The following is a 23,341-nucleotide window of genomic DNA, read 5'->3' as shown; positions in this document are numbered from 1 at the left end:
AAAAAGCTTCTACTTCTTTTGATGTAGAAGCTAGATTCTTTCTTAAAACAGCCGGCCCTAGATAGGGAGAAATTAAAAGACGAGGTGTAGATAACGATGGCGAATGCATATAAGCAAGCAGGAGTAGATATTGAAGCTGGATATGAAGCGGTATCTCGCATGAAAAAACACGTACAAACAACAATGAGAAAAGAAGTACTAGGCGGTTTAGGCGGTTTTGGAGGTATGTTTGATCTATCAAAATTTGCATTAGAAGAACCTGTATTAGTATCTGGAACAGATGGCGTGGGAACGAAATTGATGCTCGCTTTTATGGCAGATAAACATGACACAATTGGTATTGATGCAGTAGCAATGTGTGTAAATGATATTGTTGTCCAAGGAGCAGAGCCGCTTTTCTTCCTTGATTATATTGCTTGTGGTAAAGCTGAACCTAGTAAAATTGAAAACATCGTCAAAGGTATATCAGAGGGCTGTCGCCAAGCTGGTTGTGCATTAATTGGTGGAGAAACAGCTGAAATGCCAGGAATGTATTCTACGGAAGAGTATGATTTAGCTGGTTTTACAGTTGGAATTGTTGATAAAAAGAAAATTGTAACAGGTGAAAAAATTGAAGCGGGTCACGTATTAATTGGCTTAGCATCTAGCGGTATTCATAGTAACGGTTATTCTTTAGTACGAAAAGTATTACTAGAAGATGGAGCACTATCTTTAGATCGCATTTACGGACGCTTAGAACTACCTCTTGGTGAAGAATTATTAAAACCAACGAAAATTTATGTCAAACCTATTTTAGAACTATTGAAGAAATATGAAGTATACGGAATGGCGCACATTACAGGTGGCGGGTTCATTGAAAATATTCCACGTATGTTACCAGAAGGAATCGGTGCAGAAATTGAATTAGGATCTTGGAAAATTCAACCGATTTTTAGCTTACTTCAAGAAGTTGGAAAACTAGAAGAGAAAGAAATGTTCAATATTTTTAACATGGGTATTGGTATGGTAGTAGCAGTGAAGGAAGAAGAGGCAAAAGATATCGTTCGTCTTCTTGAAGAGCAAGGAGAAACAGCTAGTATTATTGGACGTACTGTACAAGGGGCTGGCGTTACCTTTAATGGGGGAGCGACACTATGAGTAGATTAGCAGTTTTTGCTTCTGGGAGCGGCTCTAACTTTCAATCTCTTATCAATGCGGTAGAAGAAAAAAGATTAGACGCTGATATTAGTTTATTAGTATGTGATAAACCAGAAGCACGCGCTGTTGGACGAGCACATTATCATCATGTCCCATGTTTCGCTTTTTCAGCAAAAGCATATGGGTCAAAAGAAGCGTTTGAAAAAGAAATATTAAAGAAGCTAGAAGAGTATGAAATTGATTATGTTATTTTAGCTGGATATATGCGTTTAATTGGACCGACTTTACTAGAAGCTTACGGCGGAAGGATTATTAATATTCATCCATCACTACTGCCGAGTTTTCCAGGGAAAGATGCTGTTGGTCAAGCGTTAGAAGCAGGTGTAAAAGTAACTGGAGTAACGATTCATTATGTAGATGCAGGTATGGATACAGGGCCAATTATTGCGCAAGAAGCGGTAGTTGTTTCTGAAGGGGATACGAGAGAAAGCTTACAAAAGAAAATTCAACAAGTTGAACATAAATTATACGTAAATACAGTGAATCAAATTGTTCAATCTGTGAAAGAACCGACTGTTAACTAACATACAACCAGGGGTGAAGGATAGATGAAAAAGCGTGCATTAGTAAGTGTTTCAGATAAAACAGGAGTAGTAGAATTTGTTAAAGGATTACTAGAACAAGGGATCGAAGTTATATCAACAGGTGGTACGAAAAAATTACTAGAAGAAAACGGCTTACAAGTAATCGGTATTTCTGAAGTAACTGGGTTCCCGGAAATTATGGATGGTCGTGTAAAAACATTACATCCAAATATTCATGGTGGTCTATTAGCAGTTCGCGATAATGAAACGCATGTAGCGCAAATGAATGAGTTAGGTATGGAGCCAATTGATTATGTTGTTGTTAACTTATACCCATTCAAAGAAACAATCGCTAAGCCTGATGTAACATTTGCTGATGCAATTGAAAATATTGATATCGGTGGTCCAACAATGATTCGCTCTGCTGCGAAAAATCATAAATTTGTATCGGTAATTGTAGATCCAGTAGATTACGATGTTGTATTAGCAGAGCTGAAAGAGAACGGTGAAGTAAAAGAAGAAACGAAACGTAAATTAGCAGCGAAAGTATTCCGTCATACAGCGGCATATGATGCGTTAATCTCTAACTACTTAACAGAGCAAATGGGTGAAGAAAGCCCAGAAACATTGACAGTGACATTTGAGAAAAAACAAGATTTACGTTATGGAGAAAATCCACATCAAAAAGCAACATTCTATAAAGCACCATTCGCTGTAACTTCTTCTGTTGCATACGCAGAACAATTACACGGTAAAGAATTATCTTATAACAATATTAACGATGCAGATGCAGCGCTTAGTATCGTGAAAGAATTTACAGAACCAGCAGTAGTAGCGGTAAAACATATGAATCCATGTGGTGTTGGAGTAGGAACTAATATTCATGAAGCATACACACGCGCTTATGAAGCAGATCCAGTATCCATTTTTGGTGGTATTATTGCAGCAAATCGTGAAATTGACAAAGCTACAGCTGAAAAGTTACATGAAATTTTCTTAGAAATTGTTATCGCACCTTCGTTCTCACAAGAAGCTTTAGACGTATTGCAAAGCAAGAAGAACTTACGCTTACTAACTGTAGATATTGAAAAATCGACAAGTGCAAGTAAAAAATTAACTTCTGTACAAGGTGGTCTTCTTGTTCAAGAGGAAGATACGTTATCATTAGATGAAAGTACAATTTCAATTCCGACAAAACGTGAACCGTCAGAGCAAGAGTGGAAAGATTTAAAACTAGCTTGGAAAGTTGTAAAACATGTGAAATCAAATGCAATTGTTTTAGCGAATGATAACATGACAGTTGGTGTAGGAGCGGGACAGATGAACCGTGTAGGTTCTGCGAAAATCGCAATTACACAAGCTGGCGAAAAGGCACAAGGTAGCGCACTTGCATCTGATGCTTTCTTCCCAATGCCAGATACAGTAGAAGAAGCAGCAAAAGCAGGAATTACAGCAATTATTCAACCAGGCGGATCAATCCGTGACGAAGATTCTATCAAAGTGGCAGATAAGTATGGGATTGCTATGGTGTTCACTGGCGTACGTCATTTCAAACACTAATAGAGGATGTTTAAAAGGTCCGGTCAAGATAACTGTCGCATGTCGTCGTTGCATTGCCAGTGCGGTACTCATGTAGGAAAGCTACACTCCGTGTCCTCCTGGCGAATGCGCCTCGACCTGCTCGGTTCTCTTGATCCTCCCTTTTAAACTTTTATTGATATGAAAACAAACTAGGAGCATAGCTTCTAGTTTGTACTTATTTAAGTATTGGGGGATGAAATATGAATGTTTTAGTAATCGGCCGCGGTGGGCGTGAGCATGCTTTAGCTTGGAAGTTTGCGCAATCTGAAAAGGTGGAAAAGGTATATGTAGCACCGGGGAATGAAGGTATGCGGGATGTCGCGACACCAGTTGATATTGATGAAAATGATTTTGATGCATTAGTTCTATTTGCCAAAGAGAATAAGGTTGAATTAACTTTCGTTGGACCAGAAATTCCACTTATGAATGGAATTGTTGATCGTTTTAAAGAAGAGGGACTTCGTGTATTTGGTCCAAATAAGGCGGCTGCTGTTATTGAAGGTAGTAAGGCTTTTACGAAAGAATTGATGAAAAAGTATGATATTCCAACGGCGGCATATGAAACTTTTACAGATTATGAAGAAGCAGTACAATACATTCAAAAAGTTGGTGCACCGATTGTTATTAAGGCAGATGGATTAGCTGCTGGTAAAGGTGTAACAGTAGCAATGACACTTGAAGAGGCACTACAAGCTGCGAAGGAAATGCTACAAGATGTAAAGTTCGGCGAAGCAAGTAAGAAGGTTGTTATTGAAGAGTTTTTAGATGGACAAGAATTTTCATTAATGGCATTTGTGAATGGAACAACTGTGCATCCGATGGTAATTGCGCAAGATCATAAACGTGCTTTTGATGGTGATAAAGGTCCAAATACAGGCGGAATGGGCGCGTATTCTCCAGTACCACAAATTCCAGAATCAGCAGTTCAAGAGGCGATAAAAACGGTATTACATCCAACTGCTAAAGCGATGATTGCAGAAAACCGTTCATTTACAGGAATTTTATATGCGGGACTTATTTTAACAAATGATGGCCCAAAGGTAATTGAATTTAATGCCCGCTTTGGCGATCCTGAAACAGAAGTTGTATTACCACGCTTAGAAAATGATTTAGTTGATGTATGTAACGCTGTATTAGATGAAAGTGAGTTAACGTTACAATGGTCAGAAGAAGCCGTAATCGGTGTCGTACTTGCTTCGAAAGGATATCCAGAAGCATATAAAAAAGGTGACATTATTAACGGATTAGACGCATTGCAGGATGTAATTGTTTTCCATTCAGGCACAGCGATGAAGCATGGTGACTTTGTAACAAACGGTGGCCGTGTACTATTTGTTGCTTGTAAGGCAAATAGTTTACAAGACGCGAAAGATAAGGTGTATAAAGAAATCGGTAAAATTGAGAGTGATGGTCTATTTTACCGAAGTGATATAGGATATCGTGCAATTGGGCATGAGATGACGAGAAGCTAATATGTAAAAATCCCGCTGATTTCTCAGCGGGATTTTTTATGCATCTTTATCTTTTTTCAATTTTCCTTTTTGCTTTGCCATTTCTCGAAGCAAATATTCGATGTGTGCATTGACGCTACGAAACTCATCATTCGCCCATTTTTCGATGACAGCGTGTAATTCAGGATCAATACGTAATGGAAAGCTTTTCTTTTTAGCCATAATGATTTACAACCTTTTAGTATAGGCTTCCTGTATTAATAACTGGTTGCGCACCTTTATCTGAAACGATGGCAACTAATAAGTTGTTCACCATATTTGCTTTACGCTCGTCATCTAATTCCAGTACGCCTTCCTCATCTAACATATGGATTGAATCTTTTGCCATCTTCACAGCACCTTCAACAATCTCTTTTCTAGCAGCTAATACTGCTTTTGCTTGTTGACGTTGGAGCATTGCATGGGCAATTTCTGTTGCGTAAGCTAAATGTGTTAAACGAGTTTCTAATACTTCTACGCCAGCGATTTCAAGGCGTGCTTCTAACTCACGTTTTAATTCTTCAGAGATTTCTTCCGTGTTTCCGCGTAACGTGATGCAAGTTTCATCTTGGAAATTGTCATAAGGATATTTTGTTGCAACGTGGCGGATTGCGGTTTCACTTTGAATTTCTACAAATCGATCGTAATGTTCAACACCGAACATTGCTTTTGCAGAATCAACAACTTTATATACGATAACGGCTGCAATTTCAATCGGATTTCCCTCAACATCGTTTACTTTTAATTTCTTACTATTAAAGTTTTCAACACGTAACGATACAGTTTGACGGAATGCGAAGGGAATTGTTAAAAATAAACCGTTTTGACGAATTGTTCCTAAATAATTACCGAAAAACGTAATGACTTTCGCTTGGTTTGGTTGAACAATACCAATACCTGTAGCAAGAACTGTGGCTAAAATAATAGTTAATGCTGCTCCTATGAAAATTTCTTGTATAAGGAAAAATACACCGATAGCGGCTAAAATCAAAATTCCAATAATCCCAAGAAAACCATTAACATAAAATACTTGTTTTTCTTTCATATGATCGCCTCCTGATATAAAAATGATATCACTTTTATATCATTTTAAGCAAGGGGTTTACACCTAATTTTCTGAATTTTATTGATTGGGTACCTCTTATGTATATTTTAAGGTTTAAAATGAGAATGTACGTTCTGTTTATGGTAAAATAAAGAAGACTTAACCGCCCACTGCAGCAGCTAAGTCCCTTTGAGAGCATCTTGCATCGTGACAAATGATTCAAAGCGGTTTTGCCAGGATTATATCTTCAATCGCTGACTCAATCTCTTTGTCAGAAGCGTCAAAACTTCCATTTGACCGTGGTTTGTCGTGATTGGAAGTTTGATTCACTTCTTCTTTAGCATGTCCCTTTTCAGTAAAATCCATGCTAGGCATTTTAAATGCCCCCATATTCATGTATTTTCCGAATTTCCACATTTCAACAACAGGGCAGAAACGAACAATTCCCTCTGCAATTTTCATTGCACCAATCCATAGCAATACGTTAGACCAAGTACACCATGGCTTGCGTACAAGTTTAGCGCTACTACAGCCGAAGAGGATAAGTCCGAGTGTAATTCGAATTAGGGCATTTATTGTACCGATGTTTTGCTTCATTAGAAAAACACTCCTTTTTATGAAATTTGAAATAGATAATACTATTTCTCTTATTAGTATTCCGTGTGATTTTTGGGATATGTAATCCAACATTTGACGTTGAAAAAGATGTTGGAATGTGCGTGTGTGTAAGGAGCTTTTTTTGTTATAATGAAAGAATGCATAAAAGGAAGTTCAAAATTAAATCCTCTAGATTGAAAAAATGTGGAAGAGGGAATTCCAAACTTAATTCTCCGTTTTAAACAAATATTTAAGATGAAGTTAAAAAATCCTAATGAAAATAAACTGTTATTTTGAACAGAAATATATAAATAGAGAAAAGAAAGGGTGTTTTCATGTACGATATTTCCGGGTGGAAACATGTATTTAAGCTTGATCCGAATAAGGAGTTAAGTGATGAACATTTAGAGATGATTTGTGAGTCTGGAACAGATGCTGTTATTGTAGGCGGAAGTGATGGGGTGACAATTGATAATGTACTGCACATGCTAGTTAGCATTCGTAGATATGCAGTTCCTTGTGTGTTAGAGGTTTCTGATGTGGAAGCAATTACACCAGGATTTGATTTTTATTATATCCCAAGCGTTTTAAATAGCCGAAAAGTGGAATGGGTAACAGGCGTTCATCATGAGGCTTTGAAAGAATTTGGGGATATTATGGATTGGGACGAAATTTTCATGGAAGGGTATTGTGTTTTAAATCCTGAAGCGAAAGTAGCCCAGCTTACAGATGCGAAATGTGATGTAACAGAAGATGATGTGATTGCATACGCGCGTTTAGCAGACAAGCTATTACGTTTACCGATATTTTATTTAGAATATAGCGGTACGTATGGAGACAGTGAACTTGTTAAAAATGTAAAAGCAGAATTAAAACAAGCGAAGTTGTATTATGGCGGCGGTATTTCTAATGCTGAACAGGCGAAGGAAATGGCGCAATACGCTGATACAGTTGTTGTTGGAAATATTATTTATGATGATATAAAATCCGCGTTAAAAACAGTTAAAGCAGTAAAAGGAGAGTAGGTGCAGGCGTATATGAGTAAGACAGACAGGTTATTAAATGGTTTAAATCCGCAGCAACAAAAAGCAGTACAAACAACGAATGGGCCACTTCTATTAATGGCAGGTGCAGGTAGTGGTAAAACACGTGTGTTAACACATCGTATTGCGTATTTACTTGGTGAAAAAGGTGTAGCACCATGGAATGTACTAGCTATTACCTTTACAAATAAAGCGGCTCGTGAAATGCGCGAGCGTATTGATACACTTGTCGGACCAGAAGCAGAAGATATTTGGATTTCTACGTTCCACTCTATGTGTGTACGTATTTTACGACGTGATATCGATCGTATTGGTATTAATCGTAACTTTACAATCTTAGATTCAGGCGATCAGTTAACGGTTGTGAAGAAAATCATGAAAGAACGTAATATTGATCCGAAGAAATTTGAGCCGCGCTCTATTTTAGCGGGTATTAGTAATGCGAAAAATGAATTGTTATCTGCAGATAAATATGCAAAGAAAATTACAATAGCTGATCCATATGAAAAATTAACGAGCGATGTATACACAGAATATCAAAAACGTCTTCTGAAAAATAATTCATTAGACTTTGATGATTTAATTATGACAACGATTCAGCTATTTGAACGTGTTCCAGAAGTACTAGAGTTTTATCAGCGCAAGTTCCAATATATTCACGTGGATGAGTATCAAGATACGAACAAAGCGCAGTACCTTCTTGTTAAACATTTAGCAGCACGTTTTAAAAATTTATGCGTTGTAGGTGACTCAGACCAGTCTATTTACCGCTGGCGCGGGGCTGACATTTCTAACATTTTGTCATTTGAAAAAGACTATGAGAATGCGCAAGTTATTCTGTTAGAACAAAACTATCGTTCGTCACAAAATATTTTAAATGCAGCGAATGCTGTTATTGAAAAAAATTCAAACCGTAAACCGAAGAAATTATGGACAGATAATCAAGTTGGAAGCAAAATCTCATATTACCGTGCTGCAACGGAAAAAGACGAAGCATATTTTGTTGCGAAAAAAATTCGTGACGATATTCAAATGGGAAAACGAAAATATACTGATTTTGCAGTGTTATATCGTACAAATGCGCAGTCTCGTATGGTCGAGGAGATTTTCCTGAAATCTAATATTCCTTACAAAATTGTCGGCGGTACAAAGTTCTACGATCGTAAAGAGATTAAGGACATTTTGGCGTATTTACGTTTAATTGGGAATCCAGATGATGAGATTAGTTTCGCACGTATTATTAACATGCCAAAGCGCGGAATTGGTGCGACTTCTATTGATAAAATTATTAATTACGGTGTACAAAATGGAATTTCATTAACTGCTGTATTCGATGAGATTGAGCATGTTGGAGTAAGTGCAAAAATTACAAAGGCAGTAAAAGAATTCGCAGGTTTATTACACAACTGGGTAAATATGCAAGAGTATTTATCTGTTACGGAATTGGTAGAAGAAGTTATCGAAAAAACAGGCTATCGTGATATGTTGAAAAACGAGCGTACTTTAGAAGCAGAAGGTCGTTTAGAGAACTTAGATGAGTTTTTATCTGTTACGCAAACATTTGAATCTCAAAGTGAAGATAAGAGCCTTGTTGCATTCTTAACAGACTTAGCGCTTGTTGCTGATATTGATCGTGTCGATGAAGATCCAACTGCTGGTGAGGAAGTTATTTTAATGACGATGCACTCAGCGAAAGGGCTAGAGTTCCCAGCTGTCTTTATTGTTGGACTAGAGGAAGGAATATTCCCGCATACTCGTTCTCTAATGGAAGAAGATGAAATGCAAGAAGAGCGTCGCCTTGCTTATGTAGGTATTACTCGTGCAGAAGAAGAGTTATATTTATCCAATGCACAAATGCGTACTTTATTTGGTAGAACAAGTATGAATGCCGCATCGCGATTTATTACAGAAATCCCGGCAGAGCTGGTGGAATCGTTAAATGAAACAGCGCCGAAGCGTGAAACATCGTTTGGTGCAAAAGGCAGAACGGCTAGTAGTAGAACGACGACGACAACTACAACACGTTCTCGTTCAGCTTTCGCGCGTCCAGCAGCTAAGACGACAGGTGGCGAGCAAATCGGCTGGGCAGTAGGCGATAAAGCTTCCCACCAAAAATGGGGAGTCGGTACAGTTGTCAGTGTAAAAGGTGAAGGTGATGCAAAAGAATTAGATATTGCGTTCCCAAGCCCAATTGGTGTTAAACGTTTGTTAGCAAAATTTGCACCTGTGACGAAACAATAGGAAAGGAATGAGGATATGTCAAAAGAGATAGCAAAACAACGTATAGAAGAACTACGTGATTTGTTGAATACATTTAACTATCAGTATCACGTATTAGACAATCCTTCTGTTTCTGATGCGGAGTATGACCGTAATATGCAGGAGCTTATAAAATTAGAAGCAGAGAATCCAGAGTTTATGAGTGAAGACTCTCCCTCCATTCGCGTTGGGGGGACTGTTCTTGATATATTTGAAAAAGTAACACATAAGTCACCGATGTTAAGTTTAGGAAATGCATTTAACGAAGGAGATTTACGTGATTTCGACCGACGAGTACGCCAAGGAATTGATGATGCGAATGTAAGATATATATGCGAATTAAAAATTGACGGACTTGCTGTTTCACTTCATTATGAAAAAGGACGCTTCATTCAAGGGGCAACACGTGGTGATGGTGTAACAGGTGAGGATATTACCCAAAATTTAAAAACGATTAAAGCGATTCCGCTCCGTTTAAATGAAGAAGTAACGTTAGAAGCACGAGGCGAAGCTTATATGCCGAAGCGTTCATTCGTTAAGTTAAATGAAGAAAAAGAACAAAATGGTGAAGATGTATTTGCGAATCCGCGTAATGCGGCGGCAGGTTCAATACGCCAACTTGATCCAAAAATTGCAGCGAAGCGTAACTTATCTATGTTTGTGTATGGTCTCGCGAATGTAGAAGAAAAAACAATTCCATCACATAGTGAATCGCTTGATTTCTTAGGTGAACTTGGATTCAAAACAAATCCAAATCGACGTACATGTGAGACAATTGAAGAAGTTATAGCTTATGTAGAAGAATGGAAAGAAAAACGTCCGCATCTTGATTATGAGATTGATGGAATCGTTATAAAAGTAGATGATGTTGCTCTTCAAGAAAGTTTAGGAACTACAGCAAAGAGTCCAAGATGGGCGATTGCTTATAAATTCCCGGCTGAAGAAGTTGTAACAAGATTAACAGGCATTGAATTAAGTGTTGGTCGCACAGGGGTTGTAACACCGACAGCAGAGCTAGAGGCAGTGCGAGTGGCTGGTACTATCGTTCGTCGAGCTTCTTTACATAACGAAGATTTAATTCGTGAAAAGGACATTCGAATTGGTGACTATGTTGTAGTGAAGAAGGCTGGAGATATTATTCCTGAAGTTGTGAACGTTATTTTCGATAAGCGTACTGGTGAGGAAGAAGAATATCATATGCCAACGCATTGCCCAGCATGTGAGAGTGAACTAGTTCGTTTAGAAGAAGAAGTAGCACTTCGTTGTATAAATCCAACTTGTCCAGCTCAAATTCGAGAAGGGTTAATTCATTTTGTTTCAAGAAATGCAATGAATATTGATGGACTTGGAGAACGTGTCATTACACAACTCTTTGATGCGGATTATATTCGTACATTTGCTGATTTATATTCGTTGACGAAAGAGCAATTATTGCAGCTAGAACGATTCGGTGAAAAATCAGCAAAGAATTTAGTGCAAGCAATTGAGAATTCTAAAGAAAACTCATTGGAGCGATTATTATTTGGCCTTGGTATTCGCCATGTCGGAGCAAAAGCAGCACGTACATTTGCAGAGCATTTCGAAACGATGGATGCGCTTGTGAAAGCAACGGAAGAAGAACTAAAAGCAATTAATGAGATTGGTGAAAAAATGGCTCAATCCGTCGTGACGTATTTTGATAATGAAGACGTATTAGAGTTATTACAACAATTTAAAGAGTATGGCGTGAATATGGCATACAAAGGTATAAAAATTGCTGATTTACAAAATGTTGAGTCGTACTTCGCAGGAAAAACTGTCGTTTTAACAGGTAAATTAGAAGTTATGGGACGTAGTGAGGCGAAGAAGAAGATTGAGACATTAGGTGGAAAAGTCACAGGAAGTGTTAGTAAAAGTACGGATTTAGTTGTTGCAGGTGAAGCAGCTGGTTCGAAATTAGCACAAGCGGAGAAGCATAATGTTGAGGTTTGGAATGAAGAGAGGTTCTTACAAGAGCTAAATAAGTAAGAGGTGCAAACTTACCATGAAAAAAATAGCATTAGCGGTATTAAGCCTTGGTCTACTTGTAAGTGGATGTAGTGCAGGTGCCGATAAAGATGAAAAAGTGGTTGAGAAATCGGGGAAAGCAAAAGAACAAGCAATGGTTCCGAAGTACTCTATTTCGGATGAATACTATAAGGCGACTATTCCATTTGATGGAGGAAAGGCACGTGGCTTAGTTGTACAAGGAGTAAGTAATCGTCTTGATATAGATGAATTTGAAACAGGATTAATGCGTATTGCAAAAGAGTCCTTTAGTACGAAAGATCATTTCTTTAAAGGTGGAAGTGCTCTAGATACTCAAAATTTGCAGATGCTTGTTAAAAGAAAGCGTACAGATGCTGAACAAAAGGAACTAGAGGATAAATTAAAAAAAGATGCAGTTAAATTTCCAAATATCGGGTTAAATCCAGCGTTAGGTGGAGGATCCGAGTCATTAGAGGCAAAAAATAAAAAAAATCCAATATATATTTCAAATATTTTAGAGCATGATTATTATGTGAAAAAAGGCGAAACAGATGAACTACAAGGCATTGTAGTTGGTTTAGCAATGAATTCGGTTCATTATTACGAGGAAGAGCATGGTTATCCGCGTGAAACTAAAATCGAGCAAGAAAAAATGTTAGCTGAAGGGAAAAAAATGGCGCAAGAAGTCTTGAAATTTATGCATGAAAAAAAACCTGACACAAAAAATATTCCGATAACATTTGCCATTTATCGTCAGGCTCCAAAGGCTTCACTCGTGCCAGGTAACTTTGTTTCTTATGCGAATGTTGAAAAAGGCAGTGAAACGGTTGAGGATTGGAAACAAATTAATGAGAAATATTATTTGTTCCCATCTGAACAAGCGAAAACAGATAATAAACGTGAAGACCTTGCGAGAGTATCGAACTTTAAAGCAAAACTAAGCGATTATTTCCAAGGCGACTATACAGCTGTTATCGGTACTGGTATGTATAGAGACGATGAATTAAGAGAAATAAAGCTTGATATTCCTGTCCAGTTTAATGGGAAAGCAGAAATAATAGGTTTTACACAATATGTAGCCGGGCTTGTTATGGAATACTTCCCGAATTATATGAAAGTGCAAGTAACGATTAAATCTGTAGAACGCCCAGAAGCGATTATTATACGTGAAGCGAAGCAAGATGAACCGTTTGTGAAAATTTTAGATTAAATAAGAGGGCTGTTCCTTTATGGAACGGCTTTTTTTCTTGAGTAATTTTGTTATAATTTAAAATGTTATAAAAAATGGGGGTAAGGGGTAAAGCACATGGACGAATTAAGTTTTCAAGTCATTATTTTATTAATTGCATTCGGCTTTTTAGCAGCTTTTATTGATTCAGTTGTTGGCGGTGGAGGATTAATTTCGCTTCCTGCACTTATGTTTGTTGGTTTACCACCAGCTTCGGCAATTGCAACAAATAAATTAGCGGCAACGATGGGGACGTTTACGAGTGCAATTTATTTTATTCGATCAGGAAAGGTCGATTTTAAAATTGTAGGAAAGTTAATCCCGTTAACTGTTATAGGAGCGGTAGCAGGTGCTTTAGTAGTAAAGTTTATTCCACCGGATATTTTACGTCCGTTAGTACTTGTGATGTTGGTGTTTATTGCCATTTATATTATTGCAAAAAAGGATTGGGGAAGTGTATCCACCTATAAGAAGATGACGAAAAGAAAAACATTAATATTTTTCTTCGTTATTTTAATGATAGGGTTTTACGATGGATTTTTTGGCCCGGGGACAGGGTCCTTTTTAATTTTTGCATTTTTATTAATTGGTTTGGATTTTATTCAAGCGGCAGCATCTGGAAAACTTTTGAATTTTGTTAGTAATATCGTATCTTTAATTACTTTTTTATTTTTAGACATAATTCATTTTGAATACGGTATTATTATGGGATTATCGATGATTTTGGGCGCTTATTTTGGATCAAAGTTTGCAGTTCAAAAAGGTGTTGGGTATGTAAGGACTTTATTTTTATTAGTAACTATCTTATTAATCGGAAAAAACGTTTTGGAATATACTCATATTTTGTAGAGTTATACGTATGTATAACTCTATTTTTTTATTATATTTTAAAAATTAATTAATTTTTAAAATATAAGTCTAGGAATATTTGAATAAATCTAAATTATCGTGTAGAATAATGTTGTAAAATGTAAACGTTTTTCTAAGGGGAGGCTAAAAAAATGGTAGTAGCATACAAACATGAGCCATTTACAGATTTTTCAGTGGAGGCTAACAAATTAGCGTTTGAAGAAGGTTTAAAGAAAGTAGAATCTTATCTTGGACAAGACTATCCATTAATTATTGGGGGAGAAAAAATCACTACAGAAGACAAAATTGTTTCTGTAAACCCTGCAAATAAAGAGGAACTTGTTGGTCGCGTTTCAAAAGCAAGCCGTGAGTTAGCTGAAAAAGCAATGCAAGTAGCGGATGAAACATTCCAAACTTGGAGAAAATCAAAGCCAGAAATGCGTGCAGACATTTTATTCCGCGCTGCAGCAATCGTTCGTCGCAGAAAGCATGAATTCTCTGCTATTCTTGTAAAAGAAGCAGGTAAACCATGGAATGAGGCAGATGCTGATACAGCAGAAGCAATCGACTTTATGGAATATTATGGTCGTCAAATGTTAAAATTAAAAGACGGTATTCCAGTAGAAAGCCGTCCAATTGAATATAATCGTTTCTCTTACATTCCATTAGGAGTAGGTGTTATCATTTCTCCTTGGAACTTCCCATTCGCAATTATGGCAGGTATGACAACAGCTGCTTTAGTTTCTGGTAACACAGTATTACTAAAACCAGCTAGTACAACTCCTGTAGTAGCAGCGAAATTCATGGAAGTATTAGAAGAAGCTGGCTTACCAGCTGGCGTAGTAAACTTCGTTCCAGGTAATGGTTCTGAAGTTGGTGACTACTTAGTAGATCACCCTCGTACACGTTTCGTGAGCTTCACTGGATCTCGTGATGTAGGTATCCGTATTTATGAGCGTGCAGCGAAAGTAAACCCAGGCCAAATTTGGTTAAAACGCGTTATCGCTGAAATGGGTGGTAAAGATACAATCGTTGTTGATAAAGAAGCAGATCTTGAATTAGCAGCTAAATCTATCGTTGCATCAGCATTCGGATTCTCAGGACAAAAATGTTCTGCATGTTCTCGTGCAGTAATCCATGAAGATGTATACGATCACGTATTAAATCGTGCTGTTGAATTAACGAAAGAATTAACAGTTGCTAACCCAGCTGTATTAGGTACAAACATGGGTCCTGTTAATGACCAAGCTGCATTCGATAAAGTAATGAGCTATGTTGCAATTGGTAAAGAAGAAGGTAGAATCTTAGCAGGTGGCGAAGGAGACGATTCTAAAGGCTGGTTCATCCAACCAACAATCGTTGCTGATGTTGCAGAAGATGCTCGCTTAATGAAAGAAGAAATCTTCGGACCAGTAGTAGCATTCTGTAAAGCAAAAGACTTTGATCATGCACTAGCAATTGCAAACAATACAGAATACGGTTTAACAGGTGCTGTTGTTACTAATAACCGTGACCATATTGAAAAAGCACGTGAAGAATTCCATGTGGGTAACTTATACTTCAACCGTGGATGTACTGGTGCAATCGTAGGTTACCAACCATTCGGTGGCTTTAACATGTCTGGTACAGACTCTAAAGCTGGTGGCCCTGACTACTTAGCGCTTCACATGCAAGCAAAAACTACTTCTGAAACTTTATAAGAAATAGTAGGAGAGATCTTCGCAGTCTGCGGAGATCTCTTTTTTTTTGAAAAACTTTCTATATGTGGATTAAGATAGACATCAGTAGAAAAACTAATAAAGTAATAAGGTTTACTTCAGTAAATAAGATATATTATATTTGTTGGATAGATTCTCTTTAAAGACAAGAAAAGTAGGTGAACAAAGTGGGAAAATATCAATTGGATTATAAAGGTCAGGTAGCTGTGGCAAAGTTTCATGAAAAACAGACGCCTGCCAAATTTGATAAAAAGCAACAAATTGAAAAATTGCGTGCGGAGTATTTGAAAAAGAAGCAAAAACAAACAGATAAATAATATGTTACGTTTTTGATGGGAGAAACTAGTTCTGATTACCATATATTACTATTTAGTGATTAGAACTAGCTAAACCCTATTAATATCGGGATAAACATGTAAATAGAAACAAAACAACGAGAAAATTTGACTTATTAGTCATATTTTTTAGTATTCATTTTAAGGATTTCCTGTATAATACAATTTGAAAGAAAATCTATGGTTTGACAAGAAACACTCTTTTCGGTTTTGCTCACTGAAGGGAGTGTTTTTTTGTAGCCAAAAACTCCTCTGTACTCATTACATTTGCATATACTCCATTTAAACTAGCCAAAATTGTGTTATGAATATAAACGGCTGGTATCGTAGCATTCTTAAAAGAAAGATCTTTTGTCGCACAAGCATCATGTATAACGGTACATGGAAAGCCGAAATCAAAAGCAGCCCTTACGGTAGCATCAATACACATATGAGTCATCATCCCGCATATGACGACATGCTCAATAGCTAAACGTTGTAATTGTTCTAGAAGATCAGTGTCCCGAAAACTATTTGGATAATGTTTGAGTATAACGGTTTCTTCTCTAAGTGGGCGTACGCTTTCATGAATATGTACACCTTCTGTATTGGGTAGGAAAAAAGTAGCGTCATCTTTAATTGCTACATGTTGGATATGAAAAATAGGTTCATTTTTCGTTCTAAAGAATTGTAGTAGCTGACTAGCATATTCGCTTGCTTCTACTGGATTACGCAATTCCATTTTTCCATGTGGAAAATAATCATTTTGAATATCAACGAGTAAAAGAGCTGTTTTCATATATTTATCTTCCTCCGATTTCATATTCAAATAATGGTATTCAATTTATCCGACATTAACGGGCAGTAAAACTCCCACCTCAAAATTCGGCTGGAGCAAAGAAGTTAGGTGGGAGATCAACTGTCCGTAAATGTCCGATTGGTTCAACTAATAATCAGTGGGGGATGAACAAAACCCCCACTGATTATAGTTTCACTTTATAGAGGGGATTCTCCTTTTAAAAAATATGAGGGAGGAGAATTTAACATAACTTTAAAAATCACTATTGTATTGTGAATTTTTTTATTTGAAAATTTTAATAGAGAAATAATTAATATTTTTCTAAAAAATTTATTGACTCTTATTATTCTGAGTTCTATAATGAGAATTAATTAAACGACAATTAAATCGATACATTCTTATCCAGAGAGGTGGAGGGACTGGCCCTACGATACCTCAGCAACGGGTTTTTTAATACCGTGCTAACTCCAGCAAGCCTATGAAAGGCTTGGAAGATGAGAAGATGTGAACGAGTACATATAAGTGCTCTCCTTCTTATCTTTATGGTTGATAAGAAGGAGAGCACTTTTTATTTTACCTCGAAAGCTCTACTTCAAGTTTTTACAGCATATAGGAGGGGGAAAAATGATTTCTTTTAACAACGTAAGTAAAGTATATGAATCAGGTGGGCAATCTGTTCATGCGGTGGAGGACGTAACATTATCAGTTGAGAAGGGCGAAATTTTTGGCATTATCGGTTTTAGTGGCGCTGGAAAGAGTACGTTATTACGCCTAGTAAATATGTTAGAGAGACCGACAGCAGGAACGATTTCAATAGATGATAAAGATATTACATTATTATCGACGAAAGAATTACGGAAGCTAAGACAAAGAATCGGGATGATTTTTCAAAGTTTTAATTTATTTAATTCAAGAACAGTGTTTGGAAATATTGCTTATCCATTAAAATTAGCGAAAGTACCAAAGGATGAGATAAAAGAAAGAGTAAATGAACTGTTGAAGTTTGTAGGGTTAGAAGATAAAGCAAACTATTATCCAGAGCAACTATCAGGCGGACAAAAGCAGCGGGTTGGTATTGCAAGAGCACTTGCAACATCACCGGATATCCTTATATGTGATGAGGCAACATCAGCTTTAGATCCAGAAACAACGACAGAGATATTAAACTTATTAAAGAAAGTAAATCGAGAATACAATGTAACAATTCTACTCATTACACATGAAATGCATGTTGTGAAGGAAATTTGTCACCGTGTAGCTGTAATGGAGAAGGGAAAAGTTATTGAAGAAGGAAAACTGTTTGACGTTTTCACACAACCGAAAACAAAGACGACTCAAAACTTTGTACGCTCTATTATTAATGATCATTTACCGGAAAGTGTTCTAGGTAAAATTCAAAATGGTGGACAGATTTATCGCTTAACATTTACGGGTGAAGAGACAGGGCAGCCAGTACTATCATATATCGCGAAAAATTATAACGTCGATGTAAACGTACTGTATGGAAATATTATTGAACTCCAAAATGTGCTATTTGGAAATCTTCTTGTAGAATTGCAAGGTGAACAGAAGGAAATTCAAAAAGCATTACAACATCTACGACTGCAAGTGCAGCTGAAGGAGGTAGAAGCTCATGCGAGTTGATTGGAGTATATTTTGGCCCCGCATAGTAGATGCGACGGGGGATACCCTCTTAATGGTAATTGTAACCCTTATATTCGCCATAATTCTTGGTATACCTCTAGGTTTACTATTATATGTAACGAGAAAAGGAAACTTTTTAGAAAACAAATGGGTCTTTTCTATTCTTAATATCATTATTAACACAATTCGTCCGGTTCCATTTATTATCTTCTTAGTAGCTTTAAGCCCACTAACAAGAAGTGTTATCGGAACGACGATTGGAACAGCAGCAGCAATCTTTCCGATGACGTTAGTTGCATCAATCGGTATTGCTAGAATGGTTGAAACAAATCTTGTTTCAGTTCCAAAGGGAGTCATTGAAGCAGCACAAGCAATGGGGGCTTCACCAATTAGAATTGTTTTTGAAATTCTTGTACCAGAAGCGTTAGCACCATTGATCTTAGGGGTTACATTTATGACAGTTGGTTTAATTGAATTTTCTGCAGTTGCTGGGCTTGTCGGTGGTGGCGGTCTTGGTGACTTAGCAATGACATATGGTTATCAACGTTTTGATACATCAGTTATGTTCGTAACGGTCGTTTTACTTATTATTCTCGTACAGGTAGCTCAGAACTTAGGAAACTACTTTGCGAAAGTCTTTTTACGCAGATCATAAAAAGGAAGAGGGGAAAAGAAAATGAAGAAAATTTTAGCATTTGCATTATCAGCAATTGTAGGGATTTCAGCATTAAGCGGCTGCTCGGATGCAGGAGCAAAAGAGAAAACAGTTCGCATTGGTGTAACTGGAACGGATGGAAACGCTTGGGAAATTGTAAAGGGAAAAGCTGAAAAAGAAGGGATTAAAGTTAAACTGATTGAGTTCTCTGATTACACGACGCCAAATAAAGCGTTAGCTGATGGAGATATTGAACTAAACTCATTCCAGCACGTTGCTTTCTTAGAGCAATTTAAAAAAGAGCATAAGTTAGATATTACAGCTGTCGGTACAACGCAAATTGCACCAATGGGCTTATACTCTGAAAAATATAAGAAGGCAAATGAAATTCCAGATGGTTCAGAAATTGCGATTCCAAATGATCCAACGAACCAAGCTCGTGCATTAAAACTTCTTGATGCAGCAGGTTTATTAAAGCTTAAGAAAGACTTTGGCTTATTCGGAGATCCAAGCGGCATTGCTGAAAATCCGAAGAAGTTAAAAATTACACCGGTTATCGCACAGCAAACACCTCGTGTATTAAAAGATGTTGCAGCTTCAGTTATTAATAACGGTGTTGCTGGTCAAGCTGGATTAGATCCAGCGAAGGATCCAATTTTCTTAGAAGATCCAAAGAATGAAAATGCGAAGCCATATATTAATATTTTTGCAGCTCGTACGAAAGATAAAGATGATCCAACACTGAAAAAAGTAATTGAACTCTATCATTCAAAAGAAGTAACAGATGCAATTAAGAAAGAAACAAATGATGGTTCCATTTCAGTAGATCTTTCACTTGAGGAGCTTGAAAAAATCGTAAAATAATTATCGGGTTTAACGATTAACAGTAGGAACCCCTCCGCTGTTAGCTCGTTCAACATATAATCTACTTAACAAACAAAACCCTAATTCTGTACCTTCCAATTTTGTATAACGTAGAATCCAATGTTTGTTAAGTAGAGTGATGGACCAGGAGTTTTCCTGGTCTTTTTTTATGAATGAAAGTAGCTAGCGAATAATAAGGTAATCCAAATTATAAAAGGATAAGAAAATAAGCTGCAAATGAGTGTAATTATGAATTGTTTTTTATGAATGAGGTGTTTTTCGAATGAAAAAAAGAAAATAGAAAAGATCATAATGAAAACTGCTGATATTACGCCAGGATTATAGGAACGATAAATGAAGAATAAAATAATATGTTGAATAGAGTTGAAAAATATCGCCCCTTGTATAAAAATAATCCAGTATATAGAAGACAAAAAGTTTAGTTGATATAGAAAGACGATAAGTAAAACAAAGATTGTTAACACGAAAATCGCAATGAAAAATTGTCGGCTTGTTATAAAATGAATTGAAAATTGATTAGCAAGATATTGAGGCATTTGGAAAGATTCTTCAAGGTTATGAATGAAAAATAACAAGGGAATAATCCAAAGCATAATAGTGGAATGTTTTTTCAACAACTTATATCACTCCAATATGGGATAGAAAGCCAAGAAAGGCCCTCTATCCAGAGATGTTCATTCAATTATGATACTTTTTAACTTATCTTTGTGATGCTCTTGTTCTTTCGGATAAGCAGCTAGCTCCTCTTGTAAAATGTTTAGCATTTGCTTAGCTGATTGCTGGATTGGTGCAGGTAACTCTTCTAATATATTCATACCGACTTTTATTTTTGCATGAATTACCTTTCTTAGTAGTTCCTCACGCATGCACTACACCTCCAAATCGAATGTTTAGTACATCATCTTCAAATTTTGCCCCTTGAATAGAAAGGTGTGTTAACGTTTTGGGTAATGTGATGTTCCGCTTAACAGAACCAGCACGAATGATAAGCTCGTCACCTTTTTGATTTAATGCAAGTTCACTTTTGTTAGAGAAGGGAATGGACAGAATGAAAATATACTCATCGCCATCTTTTTTTACATATTGAGTGCGACCGTTAAATTTCACTTTCGTAGGAGAAGAATCTGATTTAAATAAAGCATCTCCTATACGCTCTAACATAGACAAACCAACAACTTCTTGTTCAAACATAGGAGCTTCGTAAATAGGAAGTGGATCAAAACTATTTTGAATTAATGTTTTATATTTCTTTTGAGTGTCTTTCCATGCTTGAAAATAAGGATCGGTGACAGTGTTAGGGATGACGCGGTTAATCATAATCGCATCTACGTTGTAATCGTATAAATTTAAATACGTAAAGCTACGCTGAGCCTCTTTAATGACCATTTTTTCGGGATTTACAACGATGCGGATACTTGTTACGTCTCGGTTTGATAAAATATCTCTCATTTCTCCAAGCTGTTCAAGTGTATTTGTTAATTCGTCCATAATATCATCGGTTGGAAGGGGGACACCAAGAAGTGGTTGAGCTATAGGGCGAACAACTTTTAAAACTTTCCTTTTAATAGGAAAGAGTTTTTCCATCCACCATCCAAGCATGTCTGGAAAGCTGAGCATTGCTAATGTTTCTCCTGTTGGAGCACAATCAATGATAATAACATCATATGTGTTTTGTTTATAATAATCGAGTACACGAAGTAAGCTAATTAAATCTTCCATACCAGGAAACATCGTTAACTCTTCTGTTGTAATATCATCAGCTGCTTTGGAAGTGAAGAGTAGTGTAATATATTTCTGTAATTTTCCCCAGCCTTTTTCCATCTCATAAATCGTATTAATTTCTTGTGCCCACAAATTTTTACGAATTTCTAGTGGCTCGGAAGATAACTTTATACCAAATGAGTCTCCTAAACTATGGGCTGGGTCTGTGCTCATTACTAATGTTTTTAATCCCTGTTTTGCGCTTTGAAGTGCTGTTGCTGCTGAAATGCTAGTTTTTCCTACGCCGCCTTTGCCTGTATACAAAATAATTCTCATCATTCATATCCCCTTTGTTTCGAGTGTCGAATATTACGAGTTACGAAATAATTTTTTGAATAAAAACCCTAATAGGGTTTTTATTCAATCGGAATGTTTTTCATTTTCGGTGTAGAAATCTTTTTTTCTGTTTTTTGCTGTGACGTAGCAATGTGATTCATAATCTTTTGGAAGATTTGTAGTAAGAGTGCTTTTTCTTCTTCTGATAATGCTTCTGTCACTAGGTTAAAGTAATGGGCTGCATTTTGTTTTACTTCCTGAACGAGCATTACACCGTTCTCTGTTAAGCGAATTAATACAATGCGTCGGTCGTTTTCATCACGGTATCTTTCGATATATCCCTTTTTTACAAGGCGATTTACAACACCTGTCGTTGTACTCATCGGTATATCAAGAAGGTCAGCGATTTTTGTCATTGTAATATCTGTATTTCGCTCCATCCAAAGTAAACAAAATACTTCTGTTTTAGAAAGTGTTAAATCTAGGCTTACCCATTCCTCAGGATAGAAAAGTTTCTTGGCGTTATCTAGCAGTAAGTCTAAGAAATGTTCATATTGCAACAATTAATTCCACTCCCGTATATTTCGAGGTTCGTAATATTTGTTTTTATTTTATGTAGAATTGAAATAAATGTCAATGATTTTAACTGTTTTTTCAGATTAGAAAGAAAACTAACTTTAAAATAGTATTGTTTTATGGTAGATTTATAAATATAAAACTAGAATTTACATAAAAATCCATCATGGTAAATATACTTATCTATAATGGATGTACAGCTAACGAGGGGGAGAACGATGAGAAGACGTAATACGCAAGCGTTCACGTTTTTAGCATGGACTTCATTTGTTTGCGCACTTTCAGGTATGCTAATTGGAATTTATACGTTAGATGAAACGCTTAGTGTAAAAGGATATTATTTAATTGGAACATTATTTTTAACGATGTCTTGTTTTGTATTACAAAAAACAATTCGTGATAATGAAGAAGATAACGAGAGATTTCCGAAAAATAAACCGTTAGATAAAGAGTAAATCGTAAAGAAAGGCATTCGCCTTTCTTTTTTTATGTAAAAATGCAGTAAGTGCCGTGTGTTGACTTGCTTGAAGTACTGAAAATTTGGTATCATCAATAGTATTGTAGATTGAACGATATATTATGGAGGTGGCCTAGCCGTGTCAAGAATTTCCGTTGAGAATGTAAAGCACGTAGCACATTTAGCACGTCTTGCAATTACTGATCAAGAAGCTGAAAAATTTCAAAAACAACTAGATGCAATTGTTACATTTGCAGAACAGTTAAATGAATTAGATACAACTGATGTAAAACCAACAACTCATGTATTAACTATGAAAAATGTTATGCGTGAAGATGTACCAGAAAAAGGTTTACCAGTCGAAGAAGTATTAAAAAATGCACCGGATCACAAAGATAATCAAATCCGTGTTCCAGCAGTATTAGAATAGAGGAGG

The 23,341-nt window shown here is 36.6% G+C and carries 24 protein-coding genes and 1 riboswitch; of the genes, 16 read left to right on the top strand and 8 right to left on the bottom strand.

The window, feature by feature from the left end:
- The first annotated feature begins 96 nt into the window (after nucleotides 1–96).
- The 4 genes from purM to purD all read left to right on the top strand — a co-directional run bounded on the left by purM (nucleotide 97) and on the right by purD (nucleotide 4,774).
- Nucleotides 97–1,137: a phosphoribosylformylglycinamidine cyclo-ligase gene (gene purM / locus ACXVYO_RS10580; RefSeq protein WP_098375562.1), complete on the top strand. Its 1,041-nt coding sequence runs from the start codon at nucleotides 97–99 to the stop codon at nucleotides 1,135–1,137.
- Entirely contained in the window at nucleotides 1,134–1,721 is a 588-nt protein-coding gene (gene purN / locus ACXVYO_RS10575) for a phosphoribosylglycinamide formyltransferase (protein ID WP_458466948.1), read from the top strand. Before purM ends, purN begins: the two co-directional genes overlap by 4 nt.
- A gap of 24 nt (nucleotides 1,722–1,745) precedes the next feature.
- A complete protein-coding gene (gene purH / locus ACXVYO_RS10570; protein WP_458466947.1) occupies nucleotides 1,746–3,281 on the top strand; it encodes a bifunctional phosphoribosylaminoimidazolecarboxamide formyltransferase/IMP cyclohydrolase in 1,536 nt (511 codons plus the stop codon).
- A 221-nt stretch (nucleotides 3,282–3,502) separates the two neighbouring features.
- Nucleotides 3,503–4,774: a phosphoribosylamine--glycine ligase gene (gene purD / locus ACXVYO_RS10565; RefSeq protein ID WP_458466946.1), complete on the top strand. Its 1,272-nt coding sequence runs from the start codon at nucleotides 3,503–3,505 to the stop codon at nucleotides 4,772–4,774.
- 36 nt (nucleotides 4,775–4,810) lie between these two features.
- On the opposite strand, the gene ACXVYO_RS10560 is transcribed toward purD, so the two are convergent.
- From ACXVYO_RS10560 to ACXVYO_RS10550, 3 genes are all read right to left on the bottom strand, one after another.
- A complete protein-coding gene (locus ACXVYO_RS10560; RefSeq protein ID WP_001085171.1) occupies nucleotides 4,811–4,975 on the bottom strand; it encodes a type II toxin-antitoxin system antitoxin in 165 nt (54 codons plus the stop codon).
- Between the two features lie 16 nt (nucleotides 4,976–4,991).
- A complete protein-coding gene (locus ACXVYO_RS10555; protein ID WP_458466945.1) occupies nucleotides 4,992–5,837 on the bottom strand; it encodes an SPFH domain-containing protein in 846 nt (281 codons plus the stop codon).
- 219 nt (nucleotides 5,838–6,056) lie between these two features.
- The gene (locus ACXVYO_RS10550) at nucleotides 6,057–6,434 is read right to left on the bottom strand and encodes a YgaP family membrane protein (RefSeq protein ID WP_458466943.1); all 378 of its coding nucleotides are present in this window, start codon (nucleotides 6,432–6,434) and stop codon (nucleotides 6,057–6,059) included.
- A 335-nt stretch (nucleotides 6,435–6,769) separates the two neighbouring features.
- Between ACXVYO_RS10550 and pcrB the strand changes: the two genes are divergently transcribed.
- The 7 genes from pcrB (at nucleotide 6,770) to ACXVYO_RS10515 (ending at nucleotide 15,855) form a co-directional block, all read left to right on the top strand.
- Nucleotides 6,770–7,459 carry a heptaprenylglyceryl phosphate synthase gene (pcrB, locus tag ACXVYO_RS10545; protein WP_073518067.1) on the top strand — a complete coding sequence of 230 codons (690 nt, stop codon included), beginning with the start codon at nucleotides 6,770–6,772 and terminating at the stop codon, nucleotides 7,457–7,459.
- Nucleotides 7,460–7,471: 12 nt separating this feature from the next.
- Nucleotides 7,472–9,718 carry a DNA helicase PcrA gene (gene pcrA, locus ACXVYO_RS10540; protein WP_458466942.1) on the top strand — a complete coding sequence of 749 codons (2,247 nt, stop codon included), beginning with the start codon at nucleotides 7,472–7,474 and terminating at the stop codon, nucleotides 9,716–9,718.
- A gap of 15 nt (nucleotides 9,719–9,733) precedes the next feature.
- On the top strand, nucleotides 9,734–11,743 hold the full coding sequence (gene ligA / locus ACXVYO_RS10535; protein ID WP_458466941.1) for an NAD-dependent DNA ligase LigA: 2,010 nt from the start codon (nucleotides 9,734–9,736) through the stop codon (nucleotides 11,741–11,743).
- A 16-nt stretch (nucleotides 11,744–11,759) separates the two neighbouring features.
- Nucleotides 11,760–12,953, top strand: coding sequence for a CamS family sex pheromone protein (locus tag ACXVYO_RS10530; protein WP_458466940.1), 1,194 nt, complete (start codon nucleotides 11,760–11,762; stop codon nucleotides 12,951–12,953).
- Nucleotides 12,954–13,049: 96 nt separating this feature from the next.
- Nucleotides 13,050–13,820 (top strand): TSUP family transporter, encoded by a 771-nt coding sequence (locus tag ACXVYO_RS10525; protein ID WP_458466939.1) that lies wholly within the window; start codon nucleotides 13,050–13,052, stop codon nucleotides 13,818–13,820.
- A 152-nt stretch (nucleotides 13,821–13,972) separates the two neighbouring features.
- Complete coding sequence (pruA, locus tag ACXVYO_RS10520; RefSeq protein ID WP_000259556.1) at nucleotides 13,973–15,520, top strand: L-glutamate gamma-semialdehyde dehydrogenase; 1,548 nt, start codon at nucleotides 13,973–13,975, stop codon at nucleotides 15,518–15,520.
- 185 nt (nucleotides 15,521–15,705) lie between these two features.
- A complete protein-coding gene (locus ACXVYO_RS10515; protein WP_000521647.1) occupies nucleotides 15,706–15,855 on the top strand; it encodes a hypothetical protein in 150 nt (49 codons plus the stop codon).
- A gap of 232 nt (nucleotides 15,856–16,087) precedes the next feature.
- On the opposite strand, the gene ACXVYO_RS10510 is transcribed toward ACXVYO_RS10515, so the two are convergent.
- Nucleotides 16,088–16,651, bottom strand: a complete 564-nt coding sequence (locus ACXVYO_RS10510) for a cysteine hydrolase family protein (protein ID WP_458466938.1) — start codon at nucleotides 16,649–16,651, stop codon at nucleotides 16,088–16,090.
- Between the two features lie 395 nt (nucleotides 16,652–17,046).
- A riboswitch (SAM riboswitch) is annotated at nucleotides 17,047–17,152 on the top strand.
- A 123-nt stretch (nucleotides 17,153–17,275) separates the two neighbouring features.
- Between ACXVYO_RS10510 and ACXVYO_RS10505 the strand changes: the two genes are divergently transcribed.
- The 3 genes from ACXVYO_RS10505 to ACXVYO_RS10495 are packed head-to-tail and all read left to right on the top strand — an operon-like array spanning nucleotide 17,276 to nucleotide 19,814.
- Entirely contained in the window at nucleotides 17,276–18,295 is a 1,020-nt protein-coding gene (locus ACXVYO_RS10505; protein WP_458466937.1) for a methionine ABC transporter ATP-binding protein, read from the top strand.
- Nucleotides 18,285–18,950 carry a methionine ABC transporter permease gene (locus ACXVYO_RS10500; protein WP_458466936.1) on the top strand — a complete coding sequence of 222 codons (666 nt, stop codon included), beginning with the start codon at nucleotides 18,285–18,287 and terminating at the stop codon, nucleotides 18,948–18,950. Before ACXVYO_RS10505 ends, ACXVYO_RS10500 begins: the two co-directional genes overlap by 11 nt.
- Nucleotides 18,951–18,971: 21 nt before the next feature.
- Nucleotides 18,972–19,814: a MetQ/NlpA family ABC transporter substrate-binding protein gene (locus ACXVYO_RS10495; protein WP_458466935.1), complete on the top strand. Its 843-nt coding sequence runs from the start codon at nucleotides 18,972–18,974 to the stop codon at nucleotides 19,812–19,814.
- A 167-nt stretch (nucleotides 19,815–19,981) separates the two neighbouring features.
- On the opposite strand, the gene ACXVYO_RS10490 is transcribed toward ACXVYO_RS10495, so the two are convergent.
- The 4 genes from ACXVYO_RS10490 to ACXVYO_RS10475 all read right to left on the bottom strand — a co-directional run bounded on the left by ACXVYO_RS10490 (nucleotide 19,982) and on the right by ACXVYO_RS10475 (nucleotide 22,435).
- A complete protein-coding gene (locus tag ACXVYO_RS10490) occupies nucleotides 19,982–20,452 on the bottom strand; it encodes an HXXEE domain-containing protein (RefSeq protein WP_098093605.1) in 471 nt (156 codons plus the stop codon).
- A gap of 57 nt (nucleotides 20,453–20,509) precedes the next feature.
- Nucleotides 20,510–20,701: a DUF3926 domain-containing protein gene (locus ACXVYO_RS10485; protein WP_458466933.1), complete on the bottom strand. Its 192-nt coding sequence runs from the start codon at nucleotides 20,699–20,701 to the stop codon at nucleotides 20,510–20,512.
- Entirely contained in the window at nucleotides 20,694–21,875 is a 1,182-nt protein-coding gene (locus ACXVYO_RS10480; RefSeq protein WP_458466932.1) for an ArsA family ATPase, read from the bottom strand. The genes ACXVYO_RS10485 and ACXVYO_RS10480 overlap by 8 nt, the downstream gene beginning before the upstream one ends.
- 77 nt (nucleotides 21,876–21,952) lie before the next feature.
- Complete coding sequence (locus ACXVYO_RS10475) at nucleotides 21,953–22,435, bottom strand: MarR family winged helix-turn-helix transcriptional regulator (RefSeq protein ID WP_458466931.1); 483 nt, start codon at nucleotides 22,433–22,435, stop codon at nucleotides 21,953–21,955.
- Nucleotides 22,436–22,666: 231 nt separating this feature from the next.
- Between ACXVYO_RS10475 and ACXVYO_RS10470 the strand changes: the two genes are divergently transcribed.
- Both ACXVYO_RS10470 and gatC read left to right on the top strand, forming a co-directional pair.
- Complete coding sequence (locus tag ACXVYO_RS10470) at nucleotides 22,667–22,903, top strand: YiaA/YiaB family inner membrane protein (protein WP_001254393.1); 237 nt, start codon at nucleotides 22,667–22,669, stop codon at nucleotides 22,901–22,903.
- Nucleotides 22,904–23,044: 141 nt separating this feature from the next.
- Entirely contained in the window at nucleotides 23,045–23,335 is a 291-nt protein-coding gene (gene gatC, locus ACXVYO_RS10465; RefSeq protein WP_000086999.1) for an Asp-tRNA(Asn)/Glu-tRNA(Gln) amidotransferase subunit GatC, read from the top strand.
- Nucleotides 23,336–23,341: the final 6 nt, after the last annotated feature.

It is taken from the genome of Bacillus sp. BC08 (assembly GCF_054326875.1).
This window is presented reverse-complemented; position numbering and strand designations above follow the sequence as displayed.

What these genes read in the sequence shown, in the direction of transcription:
- ACXVYO_RS10505 (WP_458466937.1), top strand. Translation starts at nt 17,276, where the DNA reads ATGATTTCTTTTAACAACGTAAGTAAAGTATATGAATCAGGTGGGCAA.
- pruA (WP_000259556.1), top strand. Translation starts at nt 13,973, where the DNA reads ATGGTAGTAGCATACAAACATGAGCCATTTACAGATTTTTCAGTGGAG.
- ACXVYO_RS10485 (WP_458466933.1), bottom strand. Translation starts at nt 20,701, where the DNA reads ATGCGTGAGGAACTACTAAGAAAGGTAATTCATGCAAAAATAAAAGTC.
- ACXVYO_RS10555 (WP_458466945.1), bottom strand. Translation starts at nt 5,837, where the DNA reads ATGAAAGAAAAACAAGTATTTTATGTTAATGGTTTTCTTGGGATTATT.
- ACXVYO_RS10525 (WP_458466939.1), top strand. Translation starts at nt 13,050, where the DNA reads ATGGACGAATTAAGTTTTCAAGTCATTATTTTATTAATTGCATTCGGC.
- purH (WP_458466947.1), top strand. Translation starts at nt 1,746, where the DNA reads ATGAAAAAGCGTGCATTAGTAAGTGTTTCAGATAAAACAGGAGTAGTA.
- pcrB (WP_073518067.1), top strand. Translation starts at nt 6,770, where the DNA reads ATGTACGATATTTCCGGGTGGAAACATGTATTTAAGCTTGATCCGAAT.
- ligA (WP_458466941.1), top strand. Translation starts at nt 9,734, where the DNA reads ATGTCAAAAGAGATAGCAAAACAACGTATAGAAGAACTACGTGATTTG.
- ACXVYO_RS10510 (WP_458466938.1), bottom strand. Translation starts at nt 16,651, where the DNA reads ATGAAAACAGCTCTTTTACTCGTTGATATTCAAAATGATTATTTTCCA.
- ACXVYO_RS10560 (WP_001085171.1), bottom strand. Translation starts at nt 4,975, where the DNA reads ATGGCTAAAAAGAAAAGCTTTCCATTACGTATTGATCCTGAATTACAC.
- pcrA (WP_458466942.1), top strand. Translation starts at nt 7,472, where the DNA reads ATGAGTAAGACAGACAGGTTATTAAATGGTTTAAATCCGCAGCAACAA.
- purM (WP_098375562.1), top strand. Translation starts at nt 97, where the DNA reads ATGGCGAATGCATATAAGCAAGCAGGAGTAGATATTGAAGCTGGATAT.
- ACXVYO_RS10495 (WP_458466935.1), top strand. Translation starts at nt 18,972, where the DNA reads ATGAAGAAAATTTTAGCATTTGCATTATCAGCAATTGTAGGGATTTCA.
- purN (WP_458466948.1), top strand. Translation starts at nt 1,134, where the DNA reads ATGAGTAGATTAGCAGTTTTTGCTTCTGGGAGCGGCTCTAACTTTCAA.
- purD (WP_458466946.1), top strand. Translation starts at nt 3,503, where the DNA reads ATGAATGTTTTAGTAATCGGCCGCGGTGGGCGTGAGCATGCTTTAGCT.
- ACXVYO_RS10550 (WP_458466943.1), bottom strand. Translation starts at nt 6,434, where the DNA reads ATGAAGCAAAACATCGGTACAATAAATGCCCTAATTCGAATTACACTC.
- ACXVYO_RS10480 (WP_458466932.1), bottom strand. Translation starts at nt 21,875, where the DNA reads ATGATGAGAATTATTTTGTATACAGGCAAAGGCGGCGTAGGAAAAACT.
- ACXVYO_RS10470 (WP_001254393.1), top strand. Translation starts at nt 22,667, where the DNA reads ATGAGAAGACGTAATACGCAAGCGTTCACGTTTTTAGCATGGACTTCA.
- ACXVYO_RS10500 (WP_458466936.1), top strand. Translation starts at nt 18,285, where the DNA reads ATGCGAGTTGATTGGAGTATATTTTGGCCCCGCATAGTAGATGCGACG.
- ACXVYO_RS10530 (WP_458466940.1), top strand. Translation starts at nt 11,760, where the DNA reads ATGAAAAAAATAGCATTAGCGGTATTAAGCCTTGGTCTACTTGTAAGT.